Below are 17412 nucleotides of genomic sequence, written 5' to 3'. Positions count from 1 at the left end.
AGCACCACACAAGGATCAATCTATGAGTTGGCTCAATATTTCGGGATCCGCCAAGGCTCTGGTCTATGGCAAAGAGCTTGAGCAATCAGGTGGCATCATCATTACCCGAAATGAGACCGAGGCAACTACCATTGCATCCGAAATTCCATTTTTCTACCCAGGCTTGACTGAGCGAGTTGTCTATCTGCCTGAGGGCGAGGTCTTGCCCTACGACCTTGAGACCACGCCGCCGTCGATCAAAGCTGTTCGCGCCACTGCCCTGACCCGCTTGATGTCCGGGATTGAAAACCCAATCCTGGTGATCAGCGGCCCCAATCTGATGCAACCGGTCGCCGCCAAATCATTCTGGCTCGGCTCTCAGTTCGAGCTCAAAATCGGCTCGACACTGCCCGATGGGCATGAAAAGCTGCTGGAGGCCTGGGGTTATACCAAGTCCTTCCGCGTCAAGTCTCCTTCGACCTGGTCGCAGCGCGGAAAGGTTTTTGACATCTACCCGGTCGGTCTGGCTGAGAAACAATCCGGGTCTGAGTACTGCGCCCTGCGCATGCTGTTGGATGATGATCAGCGCATTGAGTCGATTCATCGCCTCGACCCACTGACACAGGATTCCGGCGAAGCGGTTAACTCGGTGGTGATATTTCCGGATCGGGAGTACCCCCTAAACGCTGAACTGACCAACCTGTTCCGCAAAAAGTCATTTGATGTTCACCCTGAGCCACGAGACGAAAAAACCTACAAGGTGATCAGTGAGGGCAAAGACCACCCGGAGCTCTCGACGTGGTCGCATTTTGCCGATCTTGGCGCTCAATACCTCGCCGAGATTTTGAGTGGTGGTGTGATTTACGATGACGGTGCAAAAGCTTCCATTGAGAAGCAGTGGGCGCTGATTCACCGCCGCCATCATGATGTGATTCAGGACAGCTCCCGGATTGTACCTGCCCCGAGTGATGCCTGGGCCTCTCCGGAGCACTTGCAGCAACTGCTTGCCCCTTACCAGTCTTTTGAGTTGGTGGAAAAACCGCGCCCCGATACTGTCGACCTTGGCTACTACCCCAGCGGCATGATCAGGAAGGGTGTTCTCAAAGAGGCCATCGGCGTTTTGGAAGGCATCTTTGAAAGCAACATTCCACTGCTGTTTGTCATCAAAAGCGAGGTTCGCCACCGCCATGTCGCCGTATTGACGGAAATGGCTTCCGGTCACGAAGCGATCTCCGTTGCTAGTTTCGATGCTTTCGCAGCGTCCCGCCCCATGGTTGCCATTACCACAGGTGTCATGGAGCGTGGGTTCCTGGCCGGCAATGAGTACCGCGTCATCAGCGAGAAGGAGATCTTCGGCATCTCCATCGAATCGTCTCTGGACGGTGAACTGGATGAGCACCATCGCCGCGTGATTCTCCAGGGCTTACATGAGATCAAGCTCAACGAGCCCATTGTCCATGCCACCAAGGGCGTGGGCCGCTTTCAGGGCTTTGAGCAAATCAACATGGGCGGTGGTGCGACAGACATGGTCAAAATCGGCTACGCTGATGATGCCAGCACCTTCGCCCACATTCGCGACCTGGATCTGATCTCGCGCTACTCGGGCGGCGATCCTGAAAAGGCCCCTCTTTCCAAGTTGGGTGATCCGAGCTGGCTTGCGGCACTCAAAGATGCCCAGAAAAGCGCCCTGAAGGTGGCCTCCGAGCTGATCGACTTGCGCAACACCCGCGAACGTGCATCGGGCATTATCCTGAAGATGCCGGGTGATGCTTACGACCGGTTCTGCCACACCTTCAGCTATGAAGAAACGCCCGGTCAAATACTGGCCATTCAGGATGTCATCAAGGATCTGACGTCTGGCAAGCCGATGGATCGCCTCATTTGCGGCGACGTTGGCTTTGGCAAGACCGAGGTGGCCATGCGGGCGGCCTTCCTGATGGCTGATCAGGGTTATCAGACTGTGGTACTTGCGCCGACCAAACTGCTGGCTCAGCAGCATTACGACAGTTTCGTGAGCCGGTTCGAAGAAACGCCGTACAACATCATCCTGGCCAGCCAGCAGACGTTCACCAAAGCCCAGATGAAGCAGCTGGAGTCGGGCGCAGTCTCCATTGTCATTGGTACCCACAAGCTGTTGCAGGGTAACGTCGACTTCAACAACCTGGGACTGATTATTGTTGATGAAGAACATCGCTTCGGCGTGGCGCAAAAGGAGCACCTGCGTACCCACAGGGGCAACAAGCATGTCATGACCATGGCGGCAACGCCCATCCCGCGCACGCTCAGCATGGGGCTCTCCAACATTCGCGACATGTCCATCATCGCCACCCCGCCAGCCAAGCGCCTGTCGGTGCGCACCCTGGTGCGTAACGACGAGGATTCGGTGATCCAGGAGGCGTTACAACGTGAGATGGCCCGTGACGGTCAAGCCTTTGTCATCCACAACTTCATTGATTCCATGGATGCTTGCGTGGAGCGAATCCAGCGGATTGTGCCGTCCGCCAGGGTTGCCAAGGTTCACGGCAAGATGTCTGAAACCGAAATGACCCGGATCATGCAGGCTTTCCGCGACCACCAGTATGATGTCCTGGTGGGCACAACTGTCATCGAGATCGGTATCGATGTGCCGAACGCCAATACCCTGATTATCGAGCACCCTGACAGGCTTGGCCTTGGGCAAATGCACCAGATTCGCGGACGCGTTGGGCGATCGACGCGCCAGGCCTATGCGTACCTGCTGACTTCCAAGGAAGGCCCCAAGGAAGGCCCCGTCTACATGCGCCTGAAGGCCATGGAGCAGGCATCAAACCTGGGCGAAGGCTTTGTGATCGCTAGGCACGACATGGAAATCCGAGGGATTGGCGAGATCCTTGGCGAAGAGCAAAGCGGTCACGTGCACAAGATCGGTTTCACGCTCTACATGCGCCTGCTTTCCCAGGCCATCAAGGCGCTCGACGAGGGCGGTGATCGCGCCACCCTGGAAGTGGCTGCAATCATGAACAGCGTGGACTTCCCTATGCGAGGCTCAATCCCCAGCCATTTCATCACCGAGGTAGGTGAGCGCTTGGCCTGGTACCAGCGAATCATGTGTAGCGAGTCTGTGGAAGAGGCTGCCCTGAACCTGCGCGAGCTCAACGACCTCTATGGCTACCTGCCTGCAGAGGTTCTGGAGTTCAAAGAGTGGGTTAAAGAGATGATTGCCCTCAAGCACTGGCAGCTGACCAGGGTTGAGAGCGTGGACGATGGTGTCCTGGTCTCGGTCAGCCATGGCTCGATGCGGCGCTCTAGCCAGGCAATGATGGCCTTGAACTTCGGGCGCTCGTTCAAACCTGCTGAGCGCAGCAATCAGTTCCGGGTCGACGGGGTCAGCATTCGGCAGTTTGTCGAAACCGTCGTCCAGGCTACCTTGCATTAAGCGCTCAACGACCTGCCTCGGGGCGTGACGCGGGACACCCAGAACTGATGTTGGGTGTCCTGTGCTGCAAATTGGGCCAGCACGTAAGCTACATCCAGATTGCCTTGCACAAAGGCCTTAATTCGGCTGCTCAGCGTCATCACGGCATGTCCGTACTCCGGGCTCTTGTAGAGCTCTCCTGACATCGGGTGATAGCCATCGTCGACCAAGCGTTGGCTGGCATAGGTGGAGAGCCTGACCTCCCTGACGCACTCGTCATGAAAGTCAAAAAAACCTTTGAGTTCGATCATCAGCACATCGACAGGCATGCACTGGCCTGTTGACCTGAAGTGCAGGGAGCCGTCACCGACCTTGGTACCTGGCTTGAACCCAACGGGCCGATGGATCTTCAGCAGCCAGTCTGCCAGTGCCATCCACGGGTCTTCGGTGTTCAGCATCGATCTTACGACCCCGATCCGATTGATCTCTTCCACAACATAGATGATACGCATGCGTCCCCCTGGCGGAACTTTGGCGAAATTTTGTTGACGCAGTTCTCAATATGCCATATAAAGGCCATCAGATCTCGGAGGCCTGATGAACACGCTCACCTACATAGACCCCATGTACTCAAGCAAGGCATCTATTAGCTTCGGCCAGTTTATGCTTTCAGTCAATATTGAAGGTCTGAAGGCGGTTAATTTTGTCGAGCCAAAGCTTCCCGAACTCTTGCCTCATGCTTCCGCAGAAGCCATTGCGACCATGCTGAGCATGAGCAACGCGGAACAGTGGATGATCGAGCTGAATTTCGAACAGACGCTGAGCCGCATGGCAGAAGCCTTCCGGATGAAGGACTTTCCCGCCATCGCTGAGCAAGTCGAAGGGCTCAGGGTGACTCATCCTGATACCGAGCTGCGCCCCTACTGGGCAAAAGTGATTCGACCAGGCATTCTGGACAAGGCCGCTGAACTTGGTCTTGACACCTCATCTGAAGATTTCAATGCCGTCCTGACCTGGGCCCATCCCGCCAACACTAGTCGCAGGCTCCACCCCAGGGCTATCCGTTTCATCAGCCACGGTTTCCCCGACCTCTTGAGCCAGTTTCGCTCTGGTCGATCCTCGCTGATCAAGTCTGCCTGACCCGCTACGCCTGACCGTTCCCGGTGAGGACGTGTTCACCGGGAATAAACGCTATACGACCTGCCTTTGCGTCAACCTGCCCCTCCCGTCTCCCCCGTCTCTCACTGTCATCCACACCCCAGCTGCAAATTGAAATAATCCCCCTGACGTGTCAATATTTGCCAATCTAATAACAAGCTATGGGATTGCCAAATGTCCATTCTCGATTTTCCCTTGTATGCGGATCTTCCACATGCGTTCTGGTCGATATTTATTTTCCTGGGGGCTGCCCTGGGCAGTTTCTTCAATGTTCTGGCGCTACGTTGGCCCGCCATTCAAATTGCCCACAACCATGCCGAGGCGACAGCCTGGGTCAGCCTAAACAAGGGTAAGGTCACAGGCTTGAACCTCAGCACGCCACTGTCACTACTGGGTGGGCGCTCACAATGCCCATGCTGCAAAAAGCCGATCCCTGCCTACCACAATATCCCGCTGCTCTCCTGGTTGTTGCTTCGCGGCAAGTCGGCATGCTGCCAGACACCCATCCGTTTCGTGTACCTGGGGATGGAGTTGGTCGGCGCCGCAGTCTTCACGGCGGTGGCTTTCACCATGGGCCCTACGATGGCGGGCTTGATTACGGGCAGCATTGTGATGCTACTGGTGCTGATGGCCAGAATTGACGCCATTGAGGGCTTCATCCCCGATTCATTGTTGTTCTGCACCACTGCGCTGGGCTATGTGCTGGCCATGTCTGGCGTCGGCGTCGGCGTTGAACAGGCGATGGTGACACACCTGATCGTGTTTTTTTCGCTATATTGCATTTTTCAGGGGATCAGCTGGCTGACCAAGGCTCAGCCCATGGGCATGGCAGACTACCACCTATTTTCAATCGCCGGAGTATTGCTGGGTTCGGACGTGCTCTTGGTATTTTGCTTGTTTCTGCCCATGCTGATCCTCACCCAAATTTGCAAGCACTGGTCAAAATGGGAACCTGGGGTATTTGCCCGGCTGGTTGGCTCGAAAGCCGTTCCAGCGGGCCCAGCAATCGTTGCCAGCACGGTGCTGGTCTTGGGCCTTAGGGTTAACGGCTTTCTTCCCTGAGCTCTTCAGGGCTTTCGGAGCGGTTTTGATTAGCACAGGTTGTATGAAGATTCCCGCCTTTTTCTGGGCGGGCTGTCAAAGCCACTTGAAATTGTCATCCCCTTTATCAATACTAACAAAAAGAGGTGGATTCGATGAAAAAATTACTCGGCGTTTTACTGTTTTCGCTTTTAATCCCATCCGTGTCCCATGCTGCGGATCTTTCCTGCCTATCGATTCCTGCGAACGACGATATGCTGACCAACACGGGGTCTTTCAACAAGAAAGAGTACCGAGAGGAACTGATCGGTCAGCAAGAAAATCCAGCAACCGACCTGATGGGTTGTGCAGCGTCGGTGCTTGATGGAAAAAGTGCGGCATCCTCGGTCAAGGGCAACTGTGGTTGCAAGAAAGCGATCGCCAGTCTGTGCTCGTTCAACATCAAGAAACACCGGATCAAAGCCTCTGGAGGCGCCTCGGTCGCCTGGTGCGCACCGTTTGCGCCCTGGAACCTCTGAAATCCAGGCATGAAAAAACCCGGCGCTGCCGGGTTTTCGTTGTCAGCCCTCAGGCAAATTCGGCGTAACACTCGCCCAGACGCTGGTACAGCAGCTCCATGCCGTCATCAGGCACCCAATTCTTCATCAGGTCTTCCAGGTACAGGTTGTCTTCGCGGCCCGACCAGACCTTGATGTACGTGCCCTGCTTGTCACCATTATTCTGGCGGAACAGGTTCAGCACATTCTTGGCGGCGTAGATCGAGTACAGCGAATCAAACGAAAGGCCAGCATCTTTCATGATGGCGCGGTACAAGCTCCAGTTGATCCGCTTGGCGCAGGACAAGCCCATCAGCAAGTCCATTTTCTCCAGGGCAGGGAGATCTTCAATCACGTACTCCACGTTGTCGAAGACAACCACCGTGTCCTCGACTGCCCAGGCTGCCAGCAGATCCTCACGCGCCTTGTCCGGATCGTTGGCAATGCGCGCCACTTCGCTGAGGTAGAAGTGGATGATGTCGACCAATTCCAGCTGCATCTGAACGACGTCTTTGCGCACCGCTTTCCACCACTTGTAGCCATGATGTTCGATCATTTCGCCGCTTTCGACGCTGGCTGCGCGCAGGTAGGCATGGCGGTTCACTCGCCACTGGGGGTCGAATACGTTATTGAGCTGCTCCTGATAATGGAGCATCGTTGCCAATTTGTTGTTGTATCGCGATGGCATCTTCAGACCTTATTGTGCGGGTTGATAAATTTTGTGGATGCCTGCGATTTTTTCACGCATGGCGGGATTGTCCGGTAGGGACGGGCTCACGGAACGCATGATTTCGTTGACGTCCCAGCTGGTCAGGATCATGGCATGCAGGGGCAGATAACCTTTGCTCACGTAGGTGTCGTACAGCTCTGCCGCATTGGGCAGTGGCACGATGAACTCACGCATCTTGTCCGCATTGGTGATCTGGCTGATCGACAGCGACTCCGCTTGATGGGTGACTGGATTGACCAGACTCAATTTGAAATTGGCAGCCTGGGTCTGGGTGCTTGCTGGAGCCTGAGTGGCCGCTGCGGGTGCTTCAGTACTGGCATGGGAGGGTGTCGAAACGACCATAAACGGAATGGCCGTGGCCGCCAGCAGCCCAAGGATGGATTTTTTCATTGTGATGACCTCTCAATCGGATCGGACAACCCGTGTGTTGATGAGTCAATATACCCATAACCCAATATGCGGTCAAAGCGTAAACCGTAAAGCCACCCAATTTACAGCAAAACCGAAATCCAGTAGGATTTCCTGATACAGGAGATCCCCCCGATGATCAAACAACTAGACAATTATCTGCTTGGTCGAAGCGTACGCAAATACCGTGCAGAAGCTCAGATTATCCAGCACCATAGCCTCAGCCTTGGGGGCGTCCCCGATGGTTCGCTTGCCAACAGTTTCCAGAATCTTCGCGGTCGCACCGACCGGGAAGCGATGCAGGTGGGCTTTGCAATCATCGTCGAGATGGCTGATCGAACGCTTGGAAAGCGCCCTTATGAAGTGCAGATCATGGGCGCCCTGGCGATGGCGGATGGCCGTATCGCCGAAATGGCCACGGGTGAAGGCAAAACCCTCACCGCTGCGCTTCCGCTGGCCTGGAATGGCCTGCAGACTCGCGCCCATGCCATGACGGTCAACGATTTTCTGGCTAGACGTGATGCCCAGCAACTTGACCCCCTGTTTGAAGCCCTCGGTCTGACCGTGGGTTATCTGCAGGACAACTTCGGTCGTGAATCTCGCCAGATCGCCTATCAATGCTCGATTGTCTACGGCACCCCGTCGCAGTTTGTATTCGACTACCTGCGTGACCACATCGTCCATCGCCATGCACAGCTCATGCAGCAAGGCCGGAATTTCCTATTGGTTGATGAGGCTGACTCCATCTTCATTGACGAAGCTCGCACGCCCATGGTGCTTTCGGGCGATGGGGCTCTTGATCCGAGCCTGTGGACTGATCTCTATGCATTTGTCTCGTCGCTGACCCATGAAGACATGCGTGAAGACAAGCGCACACAGCTGGAGAAAATCCTCGTCGACAACCACGGCTACGAATCGCACCTGATCGTCGATCGCACCAAGTCTTCGGCGTTCTTCAGCGAGAGCGGCATCACCGTGGCCGAAGACTATCTGTTGGACAAGGGTGTCATTGCTACCCGCGATGAAATCTGGCAACCGTCACGCTCCCACATCTGGCGTGCCCTAAACGCCTGCGCCAAAGCTGCGCACCTGTTCGTTCGCGACCGGGACTACATCATCGCGGATGACAAAGCGATTATCGTTGACCAGGAGACGGGACGCCTGTCCCACGGCAAGCGCTGGAACGATGGGCTTCACCAGGCGGTGGAAGCGAAAGAGTCCTTGTCCATCAAGCCTGAGTCGGAAGAGCTGGGGCGAATTGCTTTGTCGAATTACGTTTCGCTCTACAGCTCGGTGGGTGGCATGACCGGTACGGCCATGACTGAGGCCAAGGAAATCCATGATCTCTACGGGCTGACCACTGTCCCTATCCCGACTCACCGCCCGCGTATCCGCGTCGATCATCCCGACATCGTCTTCATGACCCAGGAAGGCAAGTGGCGGAAAATTGTCGAGGATGTCAAAACGATCCACGCCACCGGCCAACCTATCCTGATCGGTACCGGCAGCATTTCCGACTCCGAGCAGCTCTCCGCACGCTTCGAATCGCTGGGGATCGACCACCAAGTGCTCAATGCCAAGCAAGACGAGCATGAAGCGATGATTGTGGCCCAGGCGGGGCGTCTGGGCGCCATCACCATTGCCACAAACATGGCTGGCCGTGGCACCGACATCATTCTTGGTGGCAACCCGGAACTGATGGTCGAGGAGGAGGCTGACGAGGAATCGATTGCCCGCGTGGAAGAGGCGTGCCGTAACGAACGGCAGGCAGTCATGGAGGCAGGTGGCTTGTTTGTGATGGGGTGCGAGCGTGGCGACTCCCGCCGCATTGACCTGCAATTGTCAGGTCGTGCAGGCCGCCAGGGCGACCCAGGGGCTTCACGCTTCTACATTGCCCTGGACGACCCGTTGCTCAAGAACTACGGTGGCGATGCCCTTAAGCGATTCTTCCTGGCCCTGGGCCTGGGCGAACATGATGGCGTCGAGCACAGCATGATCAACAGCTCCATCGCCAAAGCGCAGGCCAAGAAACAGGCTATTCACATGACCTCGCGCAAGGAAGGCCTGAAGCAGGATTCGGTCATCGACAAACCGCGCCATGTGTTTTTCCAGCTGCGTGATGAGCTGTTAGCTGAGGATCCGGCAACCATCTTCGACTTTGCCAGCAACAAGGTCGAACAGGCGGTCGAGCGCATGCTGTGCATCTACCTCAACAGCGGCAAGGGTTTCCCCGAAACCTGGAACAAGGCAGGCCTGCGCGACAAGTTGGTGGGCTGGGGACTGTCCGGTGACTGGTTTGATGGGATGTATGCGGACTTTGAAAATGACCATTACAAGATCCAGAGCCTCAAGGATCAGCTGGTCAACTGGGTTCAATTTGATCTGCGGGCCCGCTCATCTCAGCTTCAGGACAAGCGCGATGCCATGATCCACAGCAGCCTGTTGCATGCCATCGACACCCAGTGGAAGGCCATGCTGGAGGAGGCTGATCACATCCGTGCCGGGATCCATCTGCGTGCCTACGCCCAGGAAAAGCCCGACCTGTCGTTTCAGAAGGAAGTATTTCGACTGTTTAAGGCACTGTATTTCGACATCCCGGTGGTGATGATTGATTACGTCTATGCTTGCGTGAGTCACCGTGAAAGCCAGCTTGATCAGGTCGAGGATACCGCAGCAGCCTGATTTGCGTGCAAAACAGAAGCCCTGGAGGTGATGCCTTCGGGGCTCTTTCCGTTTGAGCGGTGAATAATATAGATATTGGCTTCGAGTTTCCCCTATTATTGGGTATACCACTGGCTCAGCACAGGCCTTCCGATGACATCATCTACTGATGCCGTTTCCGCGAAAAAAATCATCGAATACGTCAAAGGCCTCCCGGCCAGAGACAGACAATTGATGGAGGGAGTTTTTTCCCGCACAGAAGGCTTCTTTGACAACCTAGGCCTGGATGACATCGGCCTCATCTCCACGCACCTTCGCCTGCTGGGGTTGACGAAGCCACCTGTTGAGCAAACCGATGAGCAACGGATTGAGATGTGGGGGCATTACGGCCTCACAGTCTCTGTTCCTGCCGGCAGGGCGAGATTCAGTGGATCCATGATGCTCGCACCACATGATGGCGTCCCCTACTGCGTGAACGAGGATACTCATTATGCCAGAACCGGGAGCGACGACCGTATCCGACACGCGATTGGCCACCGTCAGATGATGATCGATTGCTACCACGCCAAAATCAAGGCTCTGTATAATTACTGCCTGGCTCTGGAACGAGGCCCTGTGTGGGTGCTCACCGGGGGAGGCTCTCGGGTTCAGGCATTCTTTGGCTATGAGCAAGGTTATTTTGCAAATCTCTGTCTCGATTTGCAGGATGTTCCGCGCCACACGGAGGAACAGCGGGCTGAGCTCGCTGGACGTACCCATTCACTGACGCCGAATTTTGAACACCATGAGCCTCTCTTTGAGCGGCTGGACATACCAGGGGTGAAGGTCTCCCTGCACGATTGACCTTTATCTCCACCCGCTTGAAAGAGGATTTCTCGCATGACGTACCATGAGATGCAGAAACTGGTGGTTGGCCCTGGCCAGGCCCATGACATGAAAGCGCTGATCGAGCTGATCCCTGCGCTCGCGCTGCTGGAGGCGACTCCCCAAGACCCCTCCTACCACGCAGAGGGGAACGTACTTGTCCATACTGACCTGGTGGTGGGCGCCATGGTCAACGGCCCAGACTACCGCAGCGCGACTGAGAATGAACGCTTTGTCTTGTTCTACGCCGCGCTGCTACACGACATCGCCAAGCCTTCGACCACGGTGATTGACCCCGTCACTGGCAAAATCGGCCAGCCCGGTCATTCGCGACGTGGCGCGATTGATGCCCGGATCCTGCTATGGCGGGCTGGGGTGCCTTTCGAGCTGCGTGAGGAAATCTGCCGGATCATCACCGTGCACCAATTGCCCTTTTTTGCCCTCAATGGTGACAAGCGCAGCGGCAAGCCGGCTGAGTTCCTGATTCACAAGCTGTCCTGCGAACAGCAGCTGTGGATGCTGTGTGCCATGGCGGTGGCTGACATGGAAGGACGGGTCTATCACGACAAGCGGAACGTGCTGGCCGACATCGAGCTGTTTCGCATGCTTGCCGAGGATGAAGGCTGCCTGCGATCGGCCAAGCAATTTCCGGACACCTACACCAAGCTCTGCTACCTGCGCGGCGCCTCGATCTCGCCGGACTACCCGTTTTTCCGTGAGCGCACAGGTTCGCAGGTTACCGTGATGTGCGGCATGCCGGCATCTGGCAAAAACCACTGGGTAAGCCAACACCGCCCAGGGCTTCCCGTGGTGTCCATTGATGATGCCCGTGACGAACTGGGGCTCCGGTATGGCAAGAACAACGGGGCTGCCGCGCATTATGCCTACGACAAGGCCAGGGAACTGCTCCGCCGACAGGAGCCTTTTGTGTGGAACACCACCCTGCTCTCGGCTCAAATGCGCACCCAAACCCTCGATTTTCTTCATGATTACCATGCGGACGTGCAGCTGGTGTACCTGGAGCAACCAGAAAAGGTTATTTATCAACGCAACAGCAAGCGGGACACCTCCCTGAAGAATGAGGGTATTCGGGATATGCTATTTAAATGGGAGGTGCCCTTGGCCACCGAGGCTGCCTCAGTGGAGTACCGGATCAACGAAACCAGTCGAAAACCGATCTGCGATCCTGAGCCCTAAAGGAAAGGGGCGAGCGTTCTGTTAGGCCGCCCCTTACAGCAATTCACTTTCCAAGACGGCACAGCGCACAATTTCATTGTCGATGCTGTCCAGGTCGTCGCGGGTGACCAGGTTCAGCTGCACGACCAGCGCGGCCAGGGAATGATCCTGAATGGTGTTGAGGGCCAGGCGTCGATCGGCAAGCGCCATGAGCTGCAGGTTCTTGATGCAGCGCACCGGGGCTGTTTCATAACCGTGCTGGAGGTTGACCAGCGGGGCACCCTCAAATGCCCCGAGGTTGGCCAGGACGGGGGCGCCATGCTCCAGGAGCAGGGTCTGGAACTCGGCAGGAAACATCTCCAGGTGATCGATGTCCTGGAAAAATTCCAAGGCCCAAGCGGTTTCCAGTAGCATCGCTTCAATCTGCACGTCACCGACGATGCCGTCACGCAAGTACAGATGCCTGCCAAATTCGATGGCCGCTCGGCTGATCTCGGGCGCGAAGGACGCGTAGGTGGTGACAATGAACAGGTTGAACGAGCGGCTGGTGCCTAACAAGACGGCCATATGCCCTTGCTTGGCATCGCTCAAGTGCAACATGTGCAGGTCGCGCAATGCCTGGTAGTCCTGCGCCTGCACCAGGTGGTTGATGTGCGCCTTCATCTGGCCAACCGACCAGCCTGGCAGAACTGGCACCACCGAGGCCACCTGAGAGGCCTCCTGGCGCCGCGCAGCAACGTTATTGGCCATAGGCTGGGTGATCGTCCCGTGGGGCGCGCACGAACGGCGCAGGCGTAGCGGAGAGCTTCAAGGTGCGATCGCAGTTCTTGTCCAGCTCCAGGACGTTGCCAATGGCCTTGCCGTACGCATGAATGCTGCTCAGAAGCACGGTATTGTTCGCCCGAAACTCACGCTTGACGGTGTCGGCATTGCGCATGGCAATCGGGCACGCCAGGTAGGCGTTCTGGTTCGCAAAGTTCACGAACGGCGCGAAGTGGAAGCGTTTGTCGACAAAAGCCTTGAGTTGCTTGGGCATGCCATGGCCGCCGCGCATGAATTCCTTGAGGTACTTCTCGTTGGAAATGGGGCCGCAGTTGACACGCTGGATCGGAATGATCTCGATCTCGAAGCCTTTTTTCTTCATGAACTTGAGCCAGCCCGAACCACGCGGGACAAATTCATCCCAGATGGTCGTGACATCGGGAACCTTCTGTTCCCGGTAATCGAACTGGTGATTCAGGCGGCGAATCCCATCCACCTGAACAATTCGAGACTGTCCCGAGTTATCAACGGGGCGCATGATGACGCCGCCGTACATGCCGCATTGACTGTTGGATTCGATCATTTCCAGGATGGTGCTGCGCACCTTGGCCTCGTTGTCCAGATTCAGGGCTTCAAGGCGCTGGTACTGGACATCGACGCCGATGTAAAAGCTCTTCTTCTGGTTGATGTACAGGTCGATGGCGAGCTGCTCGCGCATCATGCTGTATTCGAGCAGGCTCATGCCTTCGAGCTCTTCAGTCGATTCGGTCGCCGCTTCCAGGATGGCATTCATCTCCATCAGGCGGATCCGCTGCTGTTCGTACTCCGCAGTGTTCATGGGGATACGGTTCATCTCCAGGTATCCCACGCCGATCTTGGGCTTGGCCGCACGATCTTCGGCGCGCAACACTGAGAGCCAGTTGCACGACAGGATGTTCTTTTCGGCATCCACCACCTTGACCTGCTCTGCCAGGAACACTCCCCCTGTCATTGAGCCGGGGCCGTTGGTCTCGTCAGCAAAACAGGGGTTGCGGGCTGTGCGATGGGTTTCACTCAGTGAGGCAAGGTCGGGGATGATGACGTCCTTTTTCTTCTTTGCTTCCTGAATGAACCGCTCTGGCACCGTCAGCTGCAGCGTAAACCGCGCCCCCGCCTGGTCAACCCCTTCCACATACTGGTCGGATGGATGGTCGCCAATCATATAGCGAGTGGGATAGCCTACAAAACCTGCAGTCGACCCTTTCTTGAGTGCTTCGACGCTGCCAAGGATGGGCGTACCTGCGCGGCTTTCTGAAGACATAACGAGTACCTCGAATCAATTTATGGTCAAATCGTAGCCCCGGATTGGCGATTATTCAAGTCCCTGGGGTATCCGTTGACAATGAAAAAGGATCTGCGTGTAACTGACGCCTATACGTCAATATACGTGCAAATCCTTTGTGTTGCCAAGCGCGGTTAGCGCATGCCCATCGAAGACTCCTGGTGAACCGGTTTCGGCTTGCTGGTGAAGCTGCCGACCAGTCTGGCGAAGAAGCCTTCCTTCTGCGTAGGCAGCTGGGAGTCGCGCATGAACACACCCTCATTGGCCTGCTCAACGCGGGCTTCGTAGGTGGCCGTCACGGCCTTCGACAGCTTGCCAATGAGCAGCTCATGCATGTTGTCCTTGTTTTCTTCCATGAACTGCTTGCCCATGCGATAGGCAGCGACGAACTTGCCACCGGCATAGCTTGGCAACGGAGCGGAGTCGCGCAGCAGGCTCATCTCTTCCGGGTTCAGGGTCTGAACGTCGATCAGCAGCTTGGCCTGGAAGTGCTTGGTCTTGTCATCGCCAGAGTGCAGTTCAGCCCCCGAGACTGCTTGAATCAGGTTGTCGATGCGGATGTTTTCCACGTTCTTTTTGAGATCGCGCAGGTTGTAATGGCTGCTTAGGGACATGACGGCTTCCTCTTATTCTTATTAACTTCAGTTTCCGCAATGAGCCAACACAGTGACAATTCGCACCTGGCGCGGATTCAGTTATAAAATCGCCGTTGTTTTGATCTGGGGCAGCAATCACCTGCTAAATTCAATTGAAAATTATTTTTTCGATAAAAAACCCGGCATTGCCGGGTTGTGTGTGCCTGCAGCTCAGGCGTCCTTGTTCTTGTCGATTTGCTTGAGCATCAGCTCCAAAGTCTTACTCACGATTTCTTCGCTGAGGCGATTGGGCTGTGGCTCGCTCGGGTATTGAATGCGCTCATCGATGATCTCCAGGCCACGACGCGCTTCGGCTTCAGCATCCTCTTCATCAAGGCCATGCTCCATTTCAATCGCTTTCAACTGCTGCAATGGCAGTGCTTCCGCCTGCGCCTTCGGCGACAGAGGCTCTTCATGGCTATCGATCTGCTCTTGAATGGTGTCGTTGATGAGCTCAGAGAGCGATTTATAGATGCCTTTCGCTTCTTCCTTCAGCTCATTGTCCGATTCGTAGGCTTCCCGCATGAATGGCAGGCCCGAACTGACCTGGTGTTGAAGTTCGTCATCCTGAGCCTTGTCGATCTCCACCCTGCGCTCTTCGCGGTGCTGATCGGCAGTTGGCTGGGGTCGCTCAGTGATGGTCGGCTCCACTCGTGATTTTTGTGGCGCGACCGGTGATGTATCCCCCTTGATTGCTCTCACAAAGGTTTCGTCGAGCAACTGCTCCTGGTATTCCATCAGGCCAAAGGCGAGGCGTGCACTGCCATTGGGATCCTGGTTGCGGTCACGGGCCAATTCGTAGCCGGTGAATAGGGCCTTCAGACCCGCATCAAGATCGGTGTTTTTCAGCTTGCTCAGCGGCAGGCCAGAATCGAAGACCTTGCCAATGTTGCCACGGGCCTGGGTGATCTGCTTGATGGTTTCCTGCCGTGGGCGGTTCACCATCAACATGCGGTTGATGCGGTACTCAGGTGATTGGTTGGGTTCGGCGTAAAACAACCTGCAGCGAACCAGCAAGTCACCAAACATGACATGTGCCTCGCCAGGCTTCTGGTCGACCAGGTCGCGAATGGTGATCCGCTTGCGGCGTTCGATGCGGGTTTGCAGGTTGTCGGCGTAACCCGATACCAATTCACCCTTGACTTCATGACCAGCGGTCGCAGCAGTTTCACCTTCGCCCGCACGTTCAACAGCCAACTGGAAAGTGTCGCCCTGGTCTTCAAGCTTCATGAAGACTTTAATGTTGGTGTTGGCTGTTACGGATTTGGCTTCGTCCTCGCCCCCGCGTTTAAAGCTTGGGAAGTCCTGGCCGGCGAAGATTACCGCAATACCCAGCGATCGGGCCTGCGCGGCAACTACCGAGAAGCCCTTCACGGAGTAATACCCATATTCATCGAGAATAAGCAGGAACGGCACATCGGAGTTGGTGGGTTTGGCATCCATAACTTCTTCGTGGGAGCCTTCCACCTTTTCGCCCAGTGCTGGCGCCAGTGCGCTTCGAACCCCGGCTACGACCAGTTTGCCAAGACCTGACAGCGCGTCCGGGTCTTTTTCGAGGGCTGGCAACATCACAAACAGGATTCGGCGGTTATAAACCAAGTCCTTGTAGTCCACCTCACCCATGGGGGCGTTAAAGATATGCGCATAGGTCGAGGACAACTCAGAGAGTACCTCGGTTAGCTGCATTTGCAGGTACCCATGTTGTTCGTAGCACTTTGGCGACAGCGAGCCATTGAGTGCATCGTCTTCGTTATAGCCGGGCAGGTCGAGCAAGTATTTCTTGAGCTGCACAATGCCATGCTCAGGAATATCACGGCGTTGGGTAAGTTCAAGAACCCGATCAAGTGGCATGTAATCACGCAACTTCCCGACGTCCATGTTGATCTCACCGGAATCACGCAGGTAGACCAGGGTGTCCAGCAAGGCGGCGAGCAATGCACTGGCTCGGCCTTTCCACATGTCGTCGCCGCCACCGTCACGCATCAAGCTCACGACCAGTGAACGCAACTGGGCGGACGGGCCGTAGGCGAAGGGGTTTGTGGTGTTTGACAGGCGTGTCCCGTCGCCTTTTGCACCGGGTGATTTTGAGCCTGTCAGGTAGTTGATCAGCAGCAGGTCATCTTCACGACCCAGGCGCCTGACCATCGAGAAGACCAGGCCAAATACCGTCGTGTCGCCCTTCCCGTCGACGTACATGACCCCGGAACCGAGCAACAGGGCCTGGTAGAACAGCCCCAGCAAGAACCGGGTCTTGCCGCTGCCGGTAGATCCGAACACCAGCATATGGGTACGGGCATCATCGTTGGAGACCCAAAACGCCTCGCCACTGACCTTGTCATTGCCAATCAGGATGATGCCGTTGCCCATCCGCCGCTTGAGAATTTTTTTCGGATCCCCTTTGTCCTCGGGCTTGAGCTTAACGGTCGGGTCGATCTCCAGCGGATCCATCGGTCGGCGCAGAGGGTAGGCCCGACGATTGTTTCGGCTGAGCATGAGCATGATCAAACCGAAGAAGATCATGAAGTCGGAGGCGGCCCCATAACCTATCCAGGGGGTGATGAACGCCGAGCAGCCAAAGAAGGCCGTGACTGCACCACCTGCGATGGCGAAGAAGTCCTTGATCCGATAACGGAACGGGCGCACCTCGCGATGTAGCAACGCCGGATCAAGATCCGCATTCTTGGAAATACCGTGAACCATGGTTTGCCCATTCTTATTATTATAGGGTTAATCCAGTTACGACCAAT

At 55.9% G+C, this 17412-nt stretch carries 14 protein-coding genes; 7 read left to right on the top strand and 7 right to left on the bottom strand.

Annotation, left to right across the window (positions count from 1 at the left end; all coding sequences use genetic code 11):
* The first annotated feature begins 22 nt into the window (after positions 1 to 22).
* Entirely contained in the window at positions 23 to 3394 is a 3372-nt protein-coding gene (locus ACLCGK_RS06505; protein WP_410951543.1) for a DEAD/DEAH box helicase, read from the top strand.
* Here the strand turns inward: ACLCGK_RS06505 and ACLCGK_RS06500 are convergent.
* Complete coding sequence (locus tag ACLCGK_RS06500) at positions 3391 to 3885, bottom strand: hypothetical protein (protein ID WP_056797680.1); 495 nt, start codon at positions 3883 to 3885, stop codon at positions 3391 to 3393. The two genes, ACLCGK_RS06505 and ACLCGK_RS06500, sit on opposite strands and share 4 nt — an antisense overlap.
* An 85-nt stretch (positions 3886 to 3970) precedes the next feature.
* Here ACLCGK_RS06500 and ACLCGK_RS06495 point away from each other — a divergent pair, with 85 nt between their 5' ends.
* The 3 genes from ACLCGK_RS06495 (at position 3971) to ACLCGK_RS06485 (ending at position 6090) form a co-directional block, all read left to right on the top strand.
* On the top strand, positions 3971 to 4513 hold the full coding sequence (locus ACLCGK_RS06495) for a hypothetical protein (protein WP_056797678.1): 543 nt from the start codon (positions 3971 to 3973) through the stop codon (positions 4511 to 4513).
* Between the two features lie 192 nt (positions 4514 to 4705).
* Positions 4706 to 5593, top strand: coding sequence for a prepilin peptidase (locus ACLCGK_RS06490; protein WP_410951542.1), 888 nt, complete (start codon positions 4706 to 4708; stop codon positions 5591 to 5593).
* A gap of 134 nt (positions 5594 to 5727) precedes the next feature.
* Positions 5728 to 6090 carry a hypothetical protein gene (locus ACLCGK_RS06485; protein ID WP_410951541.1) on the top strand — a complete coding sequence of 121 codons (363 nt, stop codon included), beginning with the start codon at positions 5728 to 5730 and terminating at the stop codon, positions 6088 to 6090.
* Positions 6091 to 6139: 49 nt separating this feature from the next.
* Here ACLCGK_RS06485 and ACLCGK_RS06480 read toward each other — a convergent pair whose 3' ends face one another.
* Together ACLCGK_RS06480 and ACLCGK_RS06475 are read right to left on the bottom strand one after the other, a co-directional pair.
* Positions 6140 to 6763 carry a dUTP diphosphatase gene (locus ACLCGK_RS06480; protein ID WP_315695242.1) on the bottom strand — a complete coding sequence of 208 codons (624 nt, stop codon included), beginning with the start codon at positions 6761 to 6763 and terminating at the stop codon, positions 6140 to 6142.
* A gap of 42 nt (positions 6764 to 6805) precedes the next feature.
* On the bottom strand, positions 6806 to 7228 hold the full coding sequence (locus ACLCGK_RS06475; protein WP_056797667.1) for a hypothetical protein: 423 nt from the start codon (positions 7226 to 7228) through the stop codon (positions 6806 to 6808).
* Positions 7229 to 7381: 153 nt separating this feature from the next.
* Here ACLCGK_RS06475 and ACLCGK_RS06470 point away from each other — a divergent pair, with 153 nt between their 5' ends.
* The 3 genes from ACLCGK_RS06470 to ACLCGK_RS06460 all read left to right on the top strand — a co-directional run bounded on the left by ACLCGK_RS06470 (position 7382) and on the right by ACLCGK_RS06460 (position 11968).
* On the top strand, positions 7382 to 9928 hold the full coding sequence (locus ACLCGK_RS06470) for a DEAD/DEAH box helicase (RefSeq protein ID WP_410951540.1): 2547 nt from the start codon (positions 7382 to 7384) through the stop codon (positions 9926 to 9928).
* 132 nt (positions 9929 to 10060) lie between these two features.
* Complete coding sequence (locus ACLCGK_RS06465; protein WP_410951539.1) at positions 10061 to 10750, top strand: hypothetical protein; 690 nt, start codon at positions 10061 to 10063, stop codon at positions 10748 to 10750.
* A gap of 36 nt (positions 10751 to 10786) precedes the next feature.
* On the top strand, positions 10787 to 11968 hold the full coding sequence (locus ACLCGK_RS06460) for an AAA family ATPase (protein WP_410951538.1): 1182 nt from the start codon (positions 10787 to 10789) through the stop codon (positions 11966 to 11968).
* Between the two features lie 33 nt (positions 11969 to 12001).
* On the opposite strand, the gene ACLCGK_RS06455 is transcribed toward ACLCGK_RS06460, so the two are convergent.
* From ACLCGK_RS06455 to ACLCGK_RS06440, 4 genes are all read right to left on the bottom strand, one after another.
* Entirely contained in the window at positions 12002 to 12697 is a 696-nt protein-coding gene (locus ACLCGK_RS06455; RefSeq protein ID WP_410951537.1) for a hypothetical protein, read from the bottom strand.
* Positions 12687 to 14009 (bottom strand): hypothetical protein, encoded by a 1323-nt coding sequence (locus ACLCGK_RS06450; RefSeq protein WP_410951536.1) that lies wholly within the window; start codon positions 14007 to 14009, stop codon positions 12687 to 12689. The genes ACLCGK_RS06455 and ACLCGK_RS06450 overlap by 11 nt, the downstream gene beginning before the upstream one ends.
* 155 nt (positions 14010 to 14164) lie before the next feature.
* Entirely contained in the window at positions 14165 to 14644 is a 480-nt protein-coding gene (locus tag ACLCGK_RS06445) for a hypothetical protein (RefSeq protein WP_056797648.1), read from the bottom strand.
* A 192-nt stretch (positions 14645 to 14836) separates the two neighbouring features.
* Positions 14837 to 17365 carry a type IV secretory system conjugative DNA transfer family protein gene (locus tag ACLCGK_RS06440; RefSeq protein ID WP_410951535.1) on the bottom strand — a complete coding sequence of 843 codons (2529 nt, stop codon included), beginning with the start codon at positions 17363 to 17365 and terminating at the stop codon, positions 14837 to 14839.
* Positions 17366 to 17412 lie beyond the last annotated feature (47 nt).

This window comes from Pseudomonas sp. S1(2024), assembly GCF_046557535.1.
This window is presented reverse-complemented; position numbering and strand designations above follow the sequence as displayed.

Bases quoted from the DNA above. Each gene is read 5' to 3' on its own strand.
- ACLCGK_RS06505 (WP_410951543.1), top strand. From the start codon at position 23: ATGAGTTGGCTCAATATTTCGGGATCCGCCAAGGCTCTGGTCTATGGC.
- ACLCGK_RS06500 (WP_056797680.1), bottom strand. From the start codon at position 3,885: ATGCGTATCATCTATGTTGTGGAAGAGATCAATCGGATCGGGGTCGTA.
- ACLCGK_RS06495 (WP_056797678.1), top strand. From the start codon at position 3,971: ATGAACACGCTCACCTACATAGACCCCATGTACTCAAGCAAGGCATCT.
- ACLCGK_RS06490 (WP_410951542.1), top strand. From the start codon at position 4,706: ATGTCCATTCTCGATTTTCCCTTGTATGCGGATCTTCCACATGCGTTC.
- ACLCGK_RS06485 (WP_410951541.1), top strand. From the start codon at position 5,728: ATGAAAAAATTACTCGGCGTTTTACTGTTTTCGCTTTTAATCCCATCC.
- ACLCGK_RS06480 (WP_315695242.1), bottom strand. From the start codon at position 6,763: ATGCTCCATTATCAGGAGCAGCTCAATAACGTATTCGACCCCCAGTGG.
- ACLCGK_RS06475 (WP_056797667.1), bottom strand. From the start codon at position 7,228: ATGAAAAAATCCATCCTTGGGCTGCTGGCGGCCACGGCCATTCCGTTT.
- ACLCGK_RS06470 (WP_410951540.1), top strand. From the start codon at position 7,382: ATGATCAAACAACTAGACAATTATCTGCTTGGTCGAAGCGTACGCAAA.
- ACLCGK_RS06465 (WP_410951539.1), top strand. From the start codon at position 10,061: ATGACATCATCTACTGATGCCGTTTCCGCGAAAAAAATCATCGAATAC.
- ACLCGK_RS06460 (WP_410951538.1), top strand. From the start codon at position 10,787: ATGACGTACCATGAGATGCAGAAACTGGTGGTTGGCCCTGGCCAGGCC.
- ACLCGK_RS06455 (WP_410951537.1), bottom strand. From the start codon at position 12,697: ATGGCCAATAACGTTGCTGCGCGGCGCCAGGAGGCCTCTCAGGTGGCC.
- ACLCGK_RS06450 (WP_410951536.1), bottom strand. From the start codon at position 14,009: ATGTCTTCAGAAAGCCGCGCAGGTACGCCCATCCTTGGCAGCGTCGAA.
- ACLCGK_RS06445 (WP_056797648.1), bottom strand. From the start codon at position 14,644: ATGTCCCTAAGCAGCCATTACAACCTGCGCGATCTCAAAAAGAACGTG.
- ACLCGK_RS06440 (WP_410951535.1), bottom strand. From the start codon at position 17,365: ATGGTTCACGGTATTTCCAAGAATGCGGATCTTGATCCGGCGTTGCTA.